The sequence below is a fragment of the Streptomyces verrucosisporus genome, assembly GCF_017114865.1.
Lineage (GTDB): Bacteria > Actinomycetota > Actinomycetes > Streptomycetales > Streptomycetaceae > Streptomyces > Streptomyces fenghuangensis.
The window spans coordinates 68,161-82,837 of sequence record NZ_JADEYH010000013.1; the positions used below are offsets into that span (position 1 = coordinate 68,161).

Here is a 14,677-nt window from a genome sequence, read left to right on the forward strand (position 1 = left end):
CACACCGGCGCGCCATGAGGCGAGACGAGGACACCACCATGGGTCACACGATGGCGGCGAGACTCCCGGCACTCCGGCTCCGTACCGGCGGACCGTCCGAGGAGGACCGCGAGAAGCTGGTCGAGCAGGCGCTCGGCTGGACGCTCACCGTGCTGGTCTCCGTGATCGTCACCGGGCTCGGCCTGCTGTAACGCGCATCCGGCGGGGCCCGCCCCTCGCACCACGGACACGGGGACGTCCCCCGGCGGAGGACCGCCGGGGGACGTCGACGGCGTACGCGCCGCCGGACGCCGCCGCCCTTCCCGAACCGCACAGCGAGGGCCCGGCTGTTCACAGGGGTTTCGCGCTGTGGGCTGCGGCGATCTGGTCGATCCGCCCGGCCAGGTCGAAGTCGTCCCCGGTGAGCCGGTTGCCGGCGTCGTGTGCGGTGATCGCGAACCGGACCCGGTCCCAGCGCGGGTCGATGTCCGCGTGGTGGCCGACCAGTCGTTCCACGCGGCGCCGCCCGAACCCCGGAGCGTGAGGAACCGGCCGCCCCGCCGTCCCCCGAAGCACGGGACCAGCGGGGCGGGTGAGCCGGCGAGGTCGAACGGCGGGCTCAGAAGGCGTCGGTGGGGACGTAGGCGCCCCACACCTCCCGCAGGGTGTTGCAGACCTCGCCGACGGTGGCGCGGGCCCGCAGCGCCTCCTTCATCGGGTACAGCACGTTGTCGCTGCCCTCGGCCGCCTTGCGCAGCTCGGCCAGCGCCCCGTCCACGGCCGCCTGGTCGCGCTCGGCGCGCAGCCGCGCCAGCCGCTCGGCCTGCTGCGCCTCGATGGCCGGGTCCACCCGCAGCGGCTCGTACGGCTCCTCCTCGTCGAGCTGGAACCGGTTGACGCCGACGACGACGCGCTCGCCGGAGTCGGTCTCCTGGGCGATGGCGTACGCGCTGCGCTCGATCTCGCCCTTCTGGTAGCCGTGTTCGATGGCGCTGACCGCGCCGCCCAGCTCCTCGACCTTGCCCATCAGCTCCAGCGCGGCGGCCTCGACCTCGTCGGTCATCGACTCCACCACGTACGACCCGGCGAAGGGGTCGACGGTGGCGGTCACGTCCGTCTCGTAGGCCAGCACCTGCTGGGTGCGCAGCGCCAGGCGGGCGGACTTGTCGGTGGGCAGGGCGATGGCCTCGTCGTAGGAGTTGGTGTGCAGCGACTGGGTGCCGCCCAGCACCGCGCCCAGGCCCTGGACGGCCACGCGCACCAGGTTCACCTCGGGCTGCTGCGCGGTGAGCTGCACGCCCGCTGTCTGGGTGTGGAAGCGCAGCATCATCGACTTGGGGTTCTTGGCCCCGAACTCCTCCTTCATCACCCGCGCCCAGATCCGGCGGGCGGCGCGGAACTTGGCCACCTCCTCCAGGATCGTGGTGCGCGCGACGAAGAAGAACGACAGGCGGGGCGCGAAGTCGTCCACGTCCATGCCGGCCGCCACCGCCGTGCGCACGTACTCGATGCCGTCGGCGAGGGTGAAGGCGATCTCCTGCGCGGGCGTCGCCCCGGCCTCGGCCATGTGGTAGCCGGAGATGGAGATGGTGTTCCAGCGCGGGATCTCGGCCCGGCAGTACTTGAAGATGTCCGCGATCAGCCGCAGCGAGGGCTTGGGCGGGAAGATGTAGGTGCCGCGGGCGATGTACTCCTTGAGCACGTCGTTCTGGATGGTGCCCGTCAGCTTCTGCGACGGCACGCCCTGCTCCTCGGCCACCAGCTGGTAGAGCAGCAGCAGCACGGCGGCGGGGGCGTTGATCGTCATGGAGGTGGAGACCTCGCCCAGCGGGATGCCGTCGAACAGCACCCGCATGTCGTCGATCGAGTCGATCGCCACGCCGACCTTGCCGACCTCGCCGTGCGCGATGGGGGCGTCGGAGTCGTGGCCCATCTGGGTCGGCAGGTCGAAGGCGACCGACAGGCCCATGGTGCCGTTGGCGATCAGCTGCTTGTAGCGGGCGTTGGACTCCACCGCCGTGCCGAAGCCGGCGTACTGGCGCATCGTCCACGGCCGCCCGGTGTACATCGTCGGGTAGACGCCCCGCGTGTACGGGTAGGAACCGGGCTCGCCCAGCTTCGTCTCCGGGTCCCAGTCCCGGAGTGAGTCGGGTCCGTGGACCGGCTCGATCGGCAGCCCGCTCTCGCTGAGCCGGTCCTTGCCGGTCCCGCGGCCAGTCTCGCGTGCCATGTTCGGTGCCTCCCGCTTGGTCGCCCTGTCCGATACGGACTGTAGCGATCGGCGGGAGAGCGGCGGGAGAGCCACAGCCTGGGACCTTGCTCACAAACGAGCGGGGTGGTGCGCGGAAGGGCCCGCGCGGGTGACACGCGCGGAACCGCCGGGGAGTGGTCCGGCGTCCCCGGTTCGGGCAGTCTGGCTGCCGGGAACGTACACAGGTGGGGAAAACCGGTCAAGGTCCGGCGGATCCGAGGGGGTTTCGATGTCCTGGGGGGAGTCCACGCGGCGTGGGCCTGCGGGCCGTGCCGCGCTCGCCGCGGCGGCCGCGGTGCTGCTGGGGGCGGGGTGCACGGCGCAGCAGACGGATGCGGGGGCGCGATCACCGGCGGCGGTCACGGCGTCGCCGCCCGCGCCGTCCGGGGCGCGTAGCACACCCGCGCCCGATCCGACACCCACGCCCACGCCCACGCCGTCCGCGAGCGATGAGGGGGAGCGGCGCACCTCGGCACCGCCCGTTACTCCGCCGGTGTCCGCCTCACGGCCCCCGGCGCCGCCCGGGACACCGACGGCGTCCACCGCGCCGCCCGCGCCGGCGCCGATGATGCGGGAGGGCGCGCAGGGCGGGAAGGTCCGCGAACTCCAGGCGCGGCTGCGCCAGGCCGGGCACTTCGACCTCAACCCGACCGGCTACTACGGCCCGGTCACCACCGCGTCCGTGTCCGCCTTCCAGAAGCGGCGGGGTCTGACGGCGGACGGGCAGGTCACCCGTGCCACCTGGAACGACCTGACGGCGCGGACGAGGACCCCCACCCGGGCGGAGCTGTACCCGCCCACCACCCGGCCGATAGCCGACCCCGATCCCAGGTGCCTGACGGGCCGGGCGCTGTGCATCAGCAAGGAGAGCCGGACGCTGGCCTGGATGATCGACGGGAAGACCGTCTCCGCCATGGACGTGCGCTTCGGCTCGGAGCTCACCCCGACCCGCGAGGGCGAGTTCGGCGTCACCTTCAAGAGCCGGGACCACCACTCCACGCTCTACGACACCCCGATGCCGTACGCGATGTTCTTCAGCGGCGGCCAGGCGGTGCACTACTCCGCCGACTTCGCCGCCAACGGCTACAACGGGGCCTCGCACGGCTGCGTCAACGTACGGGACAGGGAGAAGGTCGCCGCGCTCTTCGAGCAGGTGAGGGTGGGCGAGAAGGTGATCGTCTACTGACGCCCCGGGCGCCCTCCCGAAACGGGGCGCGGGCCGGTGTGCACCGGAGTGAAGAGGCGCGGGCGGGACCGGGGGAACGTGTCCCGCCCGCGCTACGCGCATCCCGCAGGTACGGGGGGAACCTTGGGTGGCGCGCTCGCCGATGACCAGTCGGCTTGTTCTGTACTGCGTCCGCGGCCCGAAAAGTGTCACACCCGCTGGGCGGCGGCCCCGGTGAGGCCGGTCACACGGCCGTCGGCGCGTCTTTCGGGGCGTGTTCCGGGGCGTGTTCCGGAGGCCGGTCCGGTCAGGTCGCGTCAGGAAGCGGGACCGGCCGTCGCGGCGCCCGCGGAGGTGGCCGGAGCGTCCGGGAGCCGTCCGGGGTCCGTGGGGGCGGCGGGACTGCCGGGGGCGGTGGGGTCGGTCGTCCCGTCCCCGGCGGGGAAGGTGTCACCGTCCTCGGTGTCGGGCAGCGTGTCGCCGCTCTCCTCGGGGACGGCGTCCCCGCCCTCGGTGCCGTCCCCGGTGCCGCCCTGGCCGCCGTCCGTGGCGGGGCGCCCGGAGTCGCCCGTGCCGGAGGAACCGCCCGACGACTCGCCGGACGACCCACCGGAGGCGCCGCCGACCGCCGCACCGGACCGGTCGCAGTAGCCGTCCACCTTCTCCGGGCCTCCCGCGGCCCGCTCCAGCTCGGTGCGTTCCCGCCGGTCCAGCTCACCGCCCGGCAGCTTCTCGCACAGTGCCCGCAGACGCGCTTCCTCCTGAGGGTGCCCGGGGACGACGTTTCCGGCCCGGTCGCCCGCACCACCCGTTCCCGGGGTGGGCGAGCCGGTCTCCGCCGGCCGCCCGCCGGGGCCGGTACCGGCCGGGTCGCCTTCACCCGCGGCTCCTTGGCCGCCGCGTTCCCCGTCCTCTCCCGCGCCGTGCTCCCCTTCGCCGTCATCCCCCGGCCGGCCGGAGAGCGATTCGGCGGTGCCGGCCGGCGGCGGGAGGAGCCCGTCCGGCTCGGTGGACACACCCGTCGACGGGGCGGGCGCGCCGCTCCCTCCCCCGAACGGCCCGGGCAGCACTCCGCTGCCGGCCGCGATGGCGACCCCGCCGAGCACCCCGCCGAGCGTCAGCCCTGCGATGCCCATCCGCAGGGGGCGGCCGAGTGACCGCAGCCGGCTCCGGCGCCCGGCGGCGCCGGCCTCCGCCCCGGCTCCGGGCCGTGCGCGGGCCGCCCGGAAGGCCGCCAGCGCGGCGGCCTCCCCGGGCAGCTCGCCGTCGTCACTCGCGCCGGGCACGGCGGTGCGACCTGCTGTGGCGGCAGCGGTCGCGGGGACGGCGGCGAGTCCGTCGAGTGCCTCGGCCAGTGCCGGCGCGCCCGGTTCGTCCGCGTACGGCGAGGGGTGGGCCGACCGTCCGCGCAGCAGACGCTCCGCGGCCTCCTCGTCCAGCCAGTTGTACCGGTCGTCGGCCCTCACGTTTCCCTCAGCGTCCGTCTGGCCTTTTCCGTCACACTCCGTGCGGTTCCGGCCCTGGGTGCGGGCACCCCGTCACCGGCTCCTTCCTCCCCATCCAGCAGTTCCGCGAGCTTGCGCAGCCCCCGGTGCGCGGCGGTGCGCACCGCGCCCGGTCTCTTGCCCAGCACCTGCGCGGCTCCCTTGGCGTCGAGGCCGACGACCACCCGGAGCACGACGGCCTCGGCCTGGTCGCGCGGCAGCCGGGAGATCAGGGCCATGGTGTGCCCGGTGCCGATCGACTCCAGGGCCTCGTCGAAGGTGTCGGATCCGGCGGGCAGCACCGCCAGTTCGTTGTCGTCGTCGACCGGGCTGGAGACGGGCCGCCGCCCCCGCGCCCGGATGTGGTCGAGCGCGCGGTTGCGGGCGATCCGCGCCGTCCAGCCGCGGAAGCGGTCGGCGTCCCCGTCGAACCGGTCGATGTCCCGGGCGATCTGCAGCCACGCCTCGGATGCGATGTCCTCCGCGTCCGCGTCCGGAACCAGCGTCCGCACGTATCCCAGCAGGCGGGGATGGACGGCGCGGTAGACGGTACGGAAGGCGCATTCGTCCCCCTCGCGCGCCGCCCGCACCGCTGCGGTGAGTTCCGCGTCTTCCCCCTGCACGCCTTAGTCCTGCCCCACTTCGCGATGTAGCGCTCGCCCGCGCCCCTGGCCGAGCGCGGTCCCGCCGTGATGCTTCGATCTGCGTCTATGCGAAGCAGAACGCTACGACCTAGTGTGCGCTCCCGTCCATGCGGACGGGTCGGTAGTTACCGAGTTGAAGGCGGAGGGCAGGGCGCGCGAACGGGAGGCGAAGACGGGGCGGAGGGAGTGTGGGGAAGAGGGCGAGCGGGGGAGTAACAGTTTTCGGCCTCCCGGCGCTGAGGTGTGTGACGGACCTCGCTCGGCGCGGCGGTCCGTACTCGACGACGGCCGGGGTCTCTCCTGTGGGGGGTGGCGACCCCGGCCGTCTTCGCACTCACGGCCCGGCCGCGGGCCGCCCTGTAACGGTTGAGTACCTGTCTCTGCCCCGGAGTGACGTTTCCTCTACGGTGAGCGCCTACCGAAGGGTCCCGTGACGGACGCGGGGCGAGCGAGTCTTTGGACGAACGATCCAGACCGACAAGGGGCGGGACTTGAGTCCGCGAAGAACACGAGCGCGCAGAACATTGAGTCTGAGGAGGCGGACCTGGCTGACCCTGGGTGCCGTCGCGGTGGGCGGAGCCGGTGTGGTGACCGTCGCCGTGGCCGGTCCGCCCGAGGACAGGGGGAACCCCGTGACCGTGTCGCCGGTCAAGGTGTACTCCGTGAGCCTGAAGACCAGGGGCGAGGGGCACAGCGGCGTGACGCGCCGCGACACCAAGCCGTTCAGCCTGCTGGGCATCTCCTGGCCCCGGGCGACCGCGGAGATCGGCGGCCGGGCGGAGGTGCGCACCCGCGACATCGAGACCGGCCGGTGGACGCCGTGGCAGGAACTGGACCTGGACATCCACGTCCCCGAGGGCGAGGAGGGCCGGGAGGCCACGGCCCGCGGCGCGACCGCGCCCCGCTGGGTCGGCCCTTCCGACGGCGTCGAGGCCCGGGTGGTCTCCGCCGACGGGCAGACCGGTGACGAGTTCCCCGCCGGTATGCGGCTGGACCTGGTCGACCCGGGCGTGACGCCGCGCGAGGCGAAGGAGGCCAACGCGGCCGACCTCGGCCCGGCGGCCTTCGAGACGGCCGTGGACACGGGCATGCGGCCCGCCGCCTACGTCGCCGAGGACCCGGCGCCCACCGCAGCCGCGAGCGACCCGGCCGGCGCCTCGGCCTCGCCCGCCGAGCCGGAGCCCACCGAATCGGCCCCCACCGGAACGGAGTCCACCGCTCCGGGCACCACCGAGCCCACTCCCACCGGGACGGAGCCCACCGAGCCGGGCGCCTCCGGGAGCCCGACGGCCGGCCCGTCGCCGACCCCGACCGTGCCGACCGCGCCCGAGTCCACGGTCACCCGGCCGCCCATCGTCTCGCGCGCCGCCTGGGGCGCGGACGAGTCCATGGTCGAGGAGCCGTCGGCGTACCTGGAGGACGGCATCCAGGCGGCCTTCGTCCACCACACGGCACTCGAGGACATCAACTACACCTGCTCCGACTCGGCCGCGATCGTGCGGTCGCTGATGACGTTCCACGTCGAGGGCAACGGCTGGAACGACCTGGGCTACAACTTCCTGGTCGACAAGTGCGGCACGATCTTCGAGGGCCGGCACGGCGGCGTCGACCTGCCCGTGGTGGGCGCGCACACCTACGGCTTCAACAGCTACTCCACCGGCATCGCGGTGATCGGCAACTACGCCGCGGGCGACGTGCCCACTCCCGACGTGACCGGCGCCGTCGCCAGGATCGCCGCCTGGAAGCTCGGCCAGTACGGCGTGGACCCCACCGGCAGGGTGACGCTCACCGCCATGGGGAACACCGGCGTGTGGGAGGAGGGCGAGCAGGCCACCCTGCGCACCGTCTCCGGCCACCGCGACGGCTACAACACCGCCTGCCCGGGCCAGACGCTGTACGACGCGCTGCCGGAGATCCGGCGCTTCGCCGCGAGCCCGGCCGCGAGCTCCGCGGCCCCCACCGCCGACTTCAACCGCGACGGCATGGGCGACATGGCCGTGGGCACCCCCCGCGCCGCCGTGGGCGGCAGGGACAAGGCCGGCACCGTCAGCGTGGCGCCCGGCGGCGTGGACGGCCCGGTGGCCTCCGCCAGGATCACCCTCTCCCAGTCCAGCCCGGGTGTCCCCGGCGCCTCCGAGACCGGTGACAGCTGGGGCGCGGCGGTCGCGTACGGCGACGTCAACGGCGACGGACACGCGGACCTGGCGGTCGGCGCGCCCGGCGAGGACGACACGGTGGGCAACACCGACTCCGGTGCTGTGACCGTCCTGTACGGCCCCGGCTTCACCGAGGCCAAGTGGCTGGAGGCGGCCGACGCGGACCGCACCGGCGGGGCCCGGTTCGGCTCGGCCGTCGCCGTGGGCGACTTCGACAGCGACGGCACCGCCGACGTCTTCACCGCCTCCACCCGCGGCCCGGCCACGTGGTGGGCGTTCGACGTCGCCGGCGGCACCGTGCGCAAGGGCACCCTGAAGACCGGCACCACCGGCACCATCGACTCCCTGGCCTCCACCACCGGCGACTTCAACCGCGACGGCTACGCCGACGTGGTCCTGGGCCACCGGGACTCCGGCGGCACCGGCCGGCTCACGCTCCTCAACGGGTCGGCCGACGGCCTGACCTACGTGGGCATGTCGTCCGTCAAGGGCGGCCGTTCGGTCGCCGCGGCCGACATCGACGGGGACGCGTACGCGGACCTGATCGTCGGTCAGCCGTACACGTCCGAGTCCGGCGCCCACAGCGGCGGCCAGATCACCGTGCTGCCCGGTTCGCCCGACGGACCGACCACCACCGGCCGGAAGGTGATCCACCAGGACACCCCCGGCGTCCCGGGAGGCGCGGAGGCCGGCGACGCGATGGGCTGGTCGGTGTCGGCGGGCGACGTCGACGGCGACGGACACGCCGACGTCCTCGCCGGCCTGCCCTTCGAGGACCTCACCCGCGACGGCACAGGCCGCAAGAACGCGGGCATGTCGATCCTGCTGTACGGCACCTCCTCGGGGCTGAGCACCTCCGGCGCCATGAGCCTGCACCAGGACACCTCCGGTGTCCGCGGGGTCTCCGAGACCGACGACCGGCTCGGGGCGGGCGTCCTGCTCGCCGACATGTCCGGCTGGGGACGGGCGGACCTGGCCGTCGGCGCTCCGGGGGAGAACTCCTTCGACGGGACGATCCTCCAGTTCGACGCCGGCAGCCGGGGCGTCTCGACCTCGGGCGCCGTCTACTACAGCCGCTCGGACATGGGCACGCCCTCGGGCGCCTGGCTGGGCTATCCGCTGGCTCCCTGAGCGGGAGGGCGGCGCGCCGCCGCTGAACGGCGGCGCGCCGGACGGCTGTTCGGCGGCCGCGGCGGGAACGACAAGGGACCGGACGGGATACCCCGTCCGGTCCCTTCCCCGTTCTCCCGGGCGGGGCAGGGGTGTTCGCCTTCGCCCCGCACCGGGTCCGCACGGGTGGAGCCCGCGCGAAGCCCGCGCGAAGCCGCCGTGTCGACGCGCCGCGCGGGAGCGTGGAAGGATCCCGTCCGTGAGTGATGCGGCGGATGTCGGCAACCGGCTCCACCCCGAGCACACCGGGGACCTGAACGCTGCGGTTCTCGGTGTGCGGCGGGGCGACGAGGCCGCCTTCCGCGCCGTCTACCGCCGCCTCAACCCCGAACTCCTGCGCTACGCGGCCGTCATCGTCGGCCAGGACGCGGAGGACGTCGTGGCCGAGACGTGGTTACAGATAGCCCGGGATGTACTGCGCTTCGAGGGGGACGGCGCCTCCTTCCGCCGCTTCGCCCTCGCCGTCACACGGAACCGGGCCCGCGACGTCCTGCGTCGCAGGAGGAGGCGTCTGCAGGAGATCACCGTACCGACCGACGAGTTGCCCGAACCGCGCACGTCCGGCGCCCCCGGCTGGGAGGCCGCCCCGGACACCGCGGAGGTGGCCGGGGCGAAGATGTCGACACGTGAGATCGTCTCCCTCATCGGCACTCTGCCCGTTCCGCAGGCCGAGGCGGTACTTCTGAGAGTGGTTCTGGACCTGGACACGAAGAGCACGGCCGAGGTCCTCGGCAAGCGGCCGGGGGCGGTGGCGATGGCCCTGTCGCGCGGTCTGAAGAAACTGGCCCGGTTGGTGGAACGGCCCGAGGCAACGGCGGTACGGAGGTGAACGAACCGATGCGGGACGGGGAGGAAGGCGCCCGTGTGGCCGAGGCCGCGCTGCGCCGTCTGATCGCGGAGGGCTCCCGGCCCGGCTCCGGTCCGCGGGGCTCCGGCGACTTGCCGTCGGACGACAGCCTGCGTGCCCTCGCGGCCGCCCTCGACGCCGCGGTGCCACCGGTGCCGCCACCGGGCTCCGGTGCCCTCAAGGGCGAGGAGGAGGCCCTGGCCGCCTTCCGGGCGGCCCGCGAGGAGCGGGCGGCAGCCGCCACCGGAGCGGCCGCCGGCCTGCGGGGCCGCCTGGCCCGGCTGACACGGCGTCTGGGCCGCACCCGTACGGGTGCGCTCGGCGTGGTCGCGGCCGCCGTCCTCGGCAGCGGGGTCGCGGTGGCCTCCGGCGGGGTTCCGTTCCTGTCCGGCGGCGGCCCCGGCGGCACGCCCAGTGCCTCCCGGGCCCCGGACACCGCGTCCACTCCCCCCGTCCCCGCGTCCCCGAAGGCCCCCACGACCGGGGAGGCCGGCCCGGCCCGGCCTCGCCACGAGGACTTCGGGCCCGGTGCGGTGCCGCCCTCGAAGGCGTCGCCGCGGATCGTCGCGCTGTGCCGGGACCGGCAGCAGGATCCGGACGGTCCGGGCAGCCCGAACGGTGCCGGGCGGAGGCCGCTGGCCGCCGCCGCGGGCGGACGCGACCGGGTGGCCGAGTACTGCGACGCGGTCCTCGAAGGACCGGCTGCGCGGCCCTCTCCCGCCGACGGCGGCCGGGGCGGCGGAGACGGGGACGGCGTCGGCGGGGACCGTGCGACGCCGGACACCCCGGACCTGCCCGACCAGGCCACCGGCGGCAACGGGGACAACGGCGGGGCCGGCAACGGCCGGGGGGACGCCGGCCCCGGAAACCCCGGCAACGGCAGCGGAAACCCCGGCGGCCGGGGCGACGCCGGCCGGAACGGCGACCGCCCCGGCAACGGCGGCACCGGCGGCGGAAGTGGTGGCCGGGACACCGGGAACCCCGGCAGCGGAACCGGCGGCGGTACCGGCGGCCGGGACAGCGGTGCTCCGGGCAGCGGGAACGGCGCCGGCAACGGAACCGGGAGCGGGAACGGCAGCGGGAACGGCAGCGGGAACGGCAGCGGCGGCCCCCGGGCCGAAACCGCACAGGACCGCGGCGCCCCCGCGGGCCACCCCGCGCCCGCCCCACCGCGTAACACCAGCCGCTGACCCCGCCCCGGGGCGCTCCGTGCACCGGGCGGGGCACCCCGTAGGGTCGGGCCATGGATCTCCGACTGCCCAGGCCCCGCGGACGGCTGGTCGCGGCGGCCGCCGTCGTCGCCGTCCTCGTGGGGGGCGGTGTGTGGGCGGCCCTCCCGGACGACGCCCCCGCCGTACGCCACACCGAGCACAGACTCACCCTGCCCGAATCACCGGACGACGGCGGCGAGGGCGGTGGGAGCGGTGGGGACGGCGGGGACACCGTCCGGATCGACACCTCCTACTTCACCGCCGGCGACCCCGGCACCCGCCGCCCCGCGGTCCTGCTGGGCCACGGCTTCGGCGGCAGCAAGGCCGAACTGCGCGGCCAGGCCGAGGAGCTGGCCCGCTCCGGCTACGCGGTGCTGACCTGGTCGGCCCGCGGCTTCGGCGCCTCCACCGGCCGGATCGGGCTGAACGACCCCGACCGCGAGGTCGCCGACGTCAGCGCCCTGATCGACTGGCTGGCGAAGCGGCCCGAGGTCCGCCTCGACGGCGAGGGCGACCCCCGGGTGGGCGTGGCCGGCGCCTCCTACGGCGGCGCGGTCTCGCTGCTGGCCGCCGGGTACGACGAGCGGGTCGACGCCGTCGCCCCGCGCATCACCTACTGGGACCTGTCCCAGGCCCTCTTCCCGGACGGCGTCTTCAAACAGCTGTGGACCGGGATCTTCTTCACCACCGGCTCCACCGTCGCGGGCAGTGGCGCCCCCACCGCCGGCCCGGTCTCCGAGCGGGCGGGCTGCGGCCGGTTCACCACGGAGCTGTGCGAGATGTACGAGCGGGTGGCCGTCGCCGGGGAACCGGACGAGGAGGCGCGCGAGCTGCTGCGCGAGCGCAGCCCGGCGGCCGTCGCGGACCGGATCGACGTACCGGCGCTGATCGTCCAGGGCCGGTCCGACTCCCTCTTCCCGCTCGGCCACGCCGACGCCATGGCCAAGGCGATCCGTTCCAACGGCGCGCCGGTGGCGGTGGAGTGGATCGCGGGCGGCCACGACGGCGGACCCGACGAGACGCAGCGGCTGGACGACCGCACCCGCGCCTGGTTCGACCGCCACCTCAAGGACGAGAGGGGGACGGACACCGGCCCGGCCTTCCGCGTCACCCGCACCGGCGGCATGGACACCACCGACGGCGAGACGCGGCTGCGGGCCGCCACCGCCGGGCGCTATCCCGGCCTGGACTCCGGCGGCCGGACCGTGGAGCTGCGGGGGCGTGAGCAGACCTTCGCCAACCCGGCCGGCGGCGGCCCGCCCGCCGTCTCCGCCGTACCCGGGCTGAGCGCCGTGGGCGGACTGTCGGACCTGGAGGTCGGCCTGTCGGTGGACTACCCCGGCCAGCACGCCCGCTTCGAGTCGGCGCCGCTTCCCGAGGCCGTCCAGGTCACCGGCGCGCCCTCGGTGCGCGTGGAGGTCGCGTCCTCCTCCGGGGAGGCGGTGCTGTTCGCCAAGGTCTACGACGTGGGCCCCGACGGGCGCCAGGTGCTGCCCTCCCAGCTCGTGGCACCGCTGCGGGTCACCGGGACCGGGGAGGGCCGGAGCGTGGAGGTGCGGCTGCCGGCGGTCGACCACCGCTTCGAGGCCGGGCACCGCATGCGGGTGGTGCTCTCCGCCACCGACCTGGCCTACGCCTCGCCGGTCGAGCCCGCCGCCTACACCGTCTCCCTCGCGGAGGACGGGCTGAGCGTGCCGACCGCGCCCGGTCTGGCCGTGGAGGCGGCCGCCACCCCGTGGTGGGTGTGGGGCATGCCGGCGGCCGGCGCCGCCGTGGCGGTGGCGCTGCTGCTGACCGGCCGCCGCCGCAGGACCGCGCCGGCCGCACCTGCCGCGCCGCCCGAGGCCGCTCCCTCCGCCGAGCCCGGCACCCCCGCCGAACCCGCCGACGCCCCGCAGGCCGGCCCCGCACGCGAGGACGTCCCTCTGGAGATCACCGGCCTGTCCAAGCGATACGCGGGCTCGGCAGACCGCTACGCGGTGCGCGATCTGTCCTTCCGGGTGGAGCGCGGCCAGGTGCTCGGCCTGCTCGGACCCAACGGCGCGGGCAAGACCACCACCCTGCGGATGCTGATGGGCCTGATCACCCCCGACAACGGTGGGATCAGGGTCTTCGGCCACACGATCCGCCCGGGCGCGCCCGTGCTGTCGCGGGTCGGCGCGTTCGTCGAGGGCGCCGGCTTCCTGCCGCATCTGTCGGGCCGGGCCAATCTGGAGCTGTACTGGAGGGCCACCGGCCGCCCCGGGAGGGACGCGCACACCGAGGAGGCGCTGGAGATCGCCGGGCTCGGCGACGCCCTGGAGCGCGCGGTGCGCACCTACTCACAGGGCATGCGGCAGCGGCTGGCGATCGCCCAGGCCATGCTGGGCCTGCCGGACCTGCTGATCCTGGACGAGCCGACCAACGGCCTGGACCCGCCGCAGATCCGCGAGATGCGGGACGTGATGATCCGCTACGCGGAGGCCGGCCGTACCGTGATCGTCTCCAGCCATCTGCTGGCCGAGGTCGAGCAGACCTGCACGCACCTGGTGGTCATGGACCGCGGCGAGCTGGTGCGGGCGGGCCCGGTCGAGGAGATCACCGGCTCCGGCGACACCGTGCTCGTCGGGGTGCGGGGCCGGGTTCCTCAGGCGCTGCCGGAGAAGGTGGCGGCCCTGCCCGGTGTGGGCTCGGCCGTGGCCGTCGACGAGGGGCTGCTGGTGCGGCTGGACGGCGCCACCACCACGCAGCTGCTGACCGAGCTCCTGCGGCTGGAGGTGCCGGTGGAGCGCGCCGGACCGCACCGCCGCCTGGAGGACGCCTTCCTCACCCTGATCGGAGGAGAGCGATGACCGCCAACGCCCCCACTCCCCCTCCCTCGCCCGCGCCGAACCCGCCGGGCACGGACCCGTCGGGGACGGACCCGTCCGGCGCGGCGCCCGGCTACCGCCCGCGGCACACCCTGCCGCTGCGGGTGGAGGCGGTGCGCCAGCTGCGGCGCCGCCGCACCCTGGTGACCGGCCTGGTGCTGGCCGCGCTGCCGTTCGTGCTGATCGCGGCCTTCGCGATCGGCGGCGAGCCCGAGCGCGGCGGTCGGCGCATCAACCTGATGGACACCGCCACCGCCTCCGGGCTGAACTTCGCCGCCATGGCGCTGTTCGTCTCCGCCGGCTTCCTGCTGGTGGTGCCGGTGGCGCTGTTCTGCGGCGACACGGTGGCCTCCGAGGCGAGCTGGTCCTCGCTGCGCTATCTGCTGGCGGCCCCCGTGCCGCGCTCAAGGCTGCTGCTGAGCAAGCTGGCGGTGGCGCTGGCGTTCAGCGCGGCGGCGATGGCGCTGCTGCCGCTGGTGGCGCTGGCCGCCGGCTCGGCGGCGTACGGCTGGGGTCCGCTGGAGCTGCCCACCGGCGGCACGCTGCCGACGGACGAGGCGCTGGGCCGGCTGGCGCTGGCGGTGGTGTACGTCTTCGTCGGCCAGCTGGTGACGGCCGGGCTGGCGTTCTGGCTGTCCACGGTCACCGACGCGCCGCTGGGCGCGGTCGGCGGCGCGATCGGGCTGACGATCGTGGGCAACATCCTGGACGCGGTCACGGCGCTGGGCGACTGGCGGGAGCTGCTGCCCGCGCACTGGCAGTTCGCCTGGGCCGACGTCTTCCAGCCGGAGCTGGAGACGGGCGGGATGCTGCGGGGCGCCTCGGTGTCCGTGGCGTACGCGCTGGTGCTGTTCGCGCTGGCCTTCCGCCACTTCCGCACCAAGGACATCGTCTCGTGAGCCGCCCGGTCTCCTGAACCGC

Annotated in this window: 10 protein-coding genes and 1 pseudogene; 7 read left to right on the forward strand and 4 right to left on the reverse strand. The window is 75.0% G+C overall.

The features are described from left to right. The first annotated feature begins 14 nt into the window (after nt 1-14). On the forward strand, nt 15-191 hold the full coding sequence (locus IQ279_RS15855) for an SCO1431 family membrane protein (protein ID WP_206349175.1): 177 nt from the start codon (nt 15-17) through the stop codon (nt 189-191). A 139-nt stretch (nt 192-330) separates the two neighbouring features. On the opposite strand, the pseudogene IQ279_RS15860 reads toward IQ279_RS15855, so the two are convergent. Continuing rightward, nucleotides 331-495: pseudogene (locus IQ279_RS15860) on the reverse strand (4a-hydroxytetrahydrobiopterin dehydratase); the annotation flags it as partial. Nucleotides 496-598: 103 nt separating this feature from the next. Beyond that, on the reverse strand, nt 599-2,209 hold the full coding sequence (locus IQ279_RS15865) for an acyl-CoA mutase large subunit family protein (RefSeq protein WP_206349177.1): 1,611 nt from the start codon (nt 2,207-2,209) through the stop codon (nt 599-601). Between the two features lie 586 nt (nt 2,210-2,795). Between IQ279_RS15865 and IQ279_RS15870 the strand changes: the two genes are divergently transcribed. Then, nucleotides 2,796-3,416, forward strand: coding sequence for a L,D-transpeptidase family protein (locus tag IQ279_RS15870; protein WP_372445153.1), 621 nt, complete (start codon nt 2,796-2,798; stop codon nt 3,414-3,416). Between the two features lie 296 nt (nt 3,417-3,712). Here the strand turns inward: IQ279_RS15870 and IQ279_RS15875 are convergent, their stop codons facing one another. Further along, the gene (locus IQ279_RS15875; RefSeq protein ID WP_206349179.1) at nt 3,713-4,861 is read right to left on the reverse strand and encodes a hypothetical protein; all 1,149 of its coding nucleotides are present in this window, start codon (nt 4,859-4,861) and stop codon (nt 3,713-3,715) included. Continuing rightward, the gene (locus IQ279_RS15880) at nt 4,858-5,502 is read right to left on the reverse strand and encodes an RNA polymerase sigma factor (RefSeq protein ID WP_206349180.1); all 645 of its coding nucleotides are present in this window, start codon (nt 5,500-5,502) and stop codon (nt 4,858-4,860) included. Before IQ279_RS15880 ends, IQ279_RS15875 begins: the two co-directional genes overlap by 4 nt. Nucleotides 5,503-6,122: 620 nt before the next feature. Here IQ279_RS15880 and IQ279_RS15885 point away from each other — a divergent pair. The 5 genes from IQ279_RS15885 (at nt 6,123) to IQ279_RS15905 (ending at nt 14,655) form a co-directional block, all read left to right on the forward strand. Next, entirely contained in the window at nt 6,123-8,810 is a 2,688-nt protein-coding gene (locus tag IQ279_RS15885) for an FG-GAP-like repeat-containing protein (RefSeq protein WP_505011410.1), read from the forward strand. 238 nt (nt 8,811-9,048) lie between these two features. Next, nucleotides 9,049-9,678, forward strand: a complete 630-nt coding sequence (locus IQ279_RS15890) for an RNA polymerase sigma factor (RefSeq protein ID WP_206349182.1) — start codon at nt 9,049-9,051, stop codon at nt 9,676-9,678. Continuing rightward, nucleotides 9,675-10,886, forward strand: a complete 1,212-nt coding sequence (locus tag IQ279_RS15895) for a hypothetical protein (RefSeq protein WP_206349183.1) — start codon at nt 9,675-9,677, stop codon at nt 10,884-10,886. Before IQ279_RS15890 ends, IQ279_RS15895 begins: the two co-directional genes overlap by 4 nt. 53 nt (nt 10,887-10,939) lie before the next feature. Next, entirely contained in the window at nt 10,940-13,738 is a 2,799-nt protein-coding gene (locus IQ279_RS15900; protein ID WP_206349184.1) for an alpha/beta fold hydrolase, read from the forward strand. Further along, nucleotides 13,735-14,655, forward strand: coding sequence for an ABC transporter permease (locus tag IQ279_RS15905; protein WP_206349185.1), 921 nt, complete (start codon nt 13,735-13,737; stop codon nt 14,653-14,655). The genes IQ279_RS15900 and IQ279_RS15905 overlap by 4 nt, the downstream gene beginning before the upstream one ends. Nucleotides 14,656-14,677: the final 22 nt, after the last annotated feature.

Bases quoted from the DNA above. Each gene is read 5' to 3' on its own strand.
- IQ279_RS15855 (WP_206349175.1), top strand. From the start codon at position 15: ATGAGGCGAGACGAGGACACCACCATGGGTCACACGATGGCGGCGAGA.
- IQ279_RS15865 (WP_206349177.1), bottom strand. From the start codon at position 2,209: ATGGCACGCGAGACTGGCCGCGGGACCGGCAAGGACCGGCTCAGCGAG.
- IQ279_RS15870 (WP_372445153.1), top strand. From the start codon at position 2,796: ATGATGCGGGAGGGCGCGCAGGGCGGGAAGGTCCGCGAACTCCAGGCG.
- IQ279_RS15900 (WP_206349184.1), top strand. From the start codon at position 10,940: ATGGATCTCCGACTGCCCAGGCCCCGCGGACGGCTGGTCGCGGCGGCC.
- IQ279_RS15905 (WP_206349185.1), top strand. From the start codon at position 13,735: ATGACCGCCAACGCCCCCACTCCCCCTCCCTCGCCCGCGCCGAACCCG.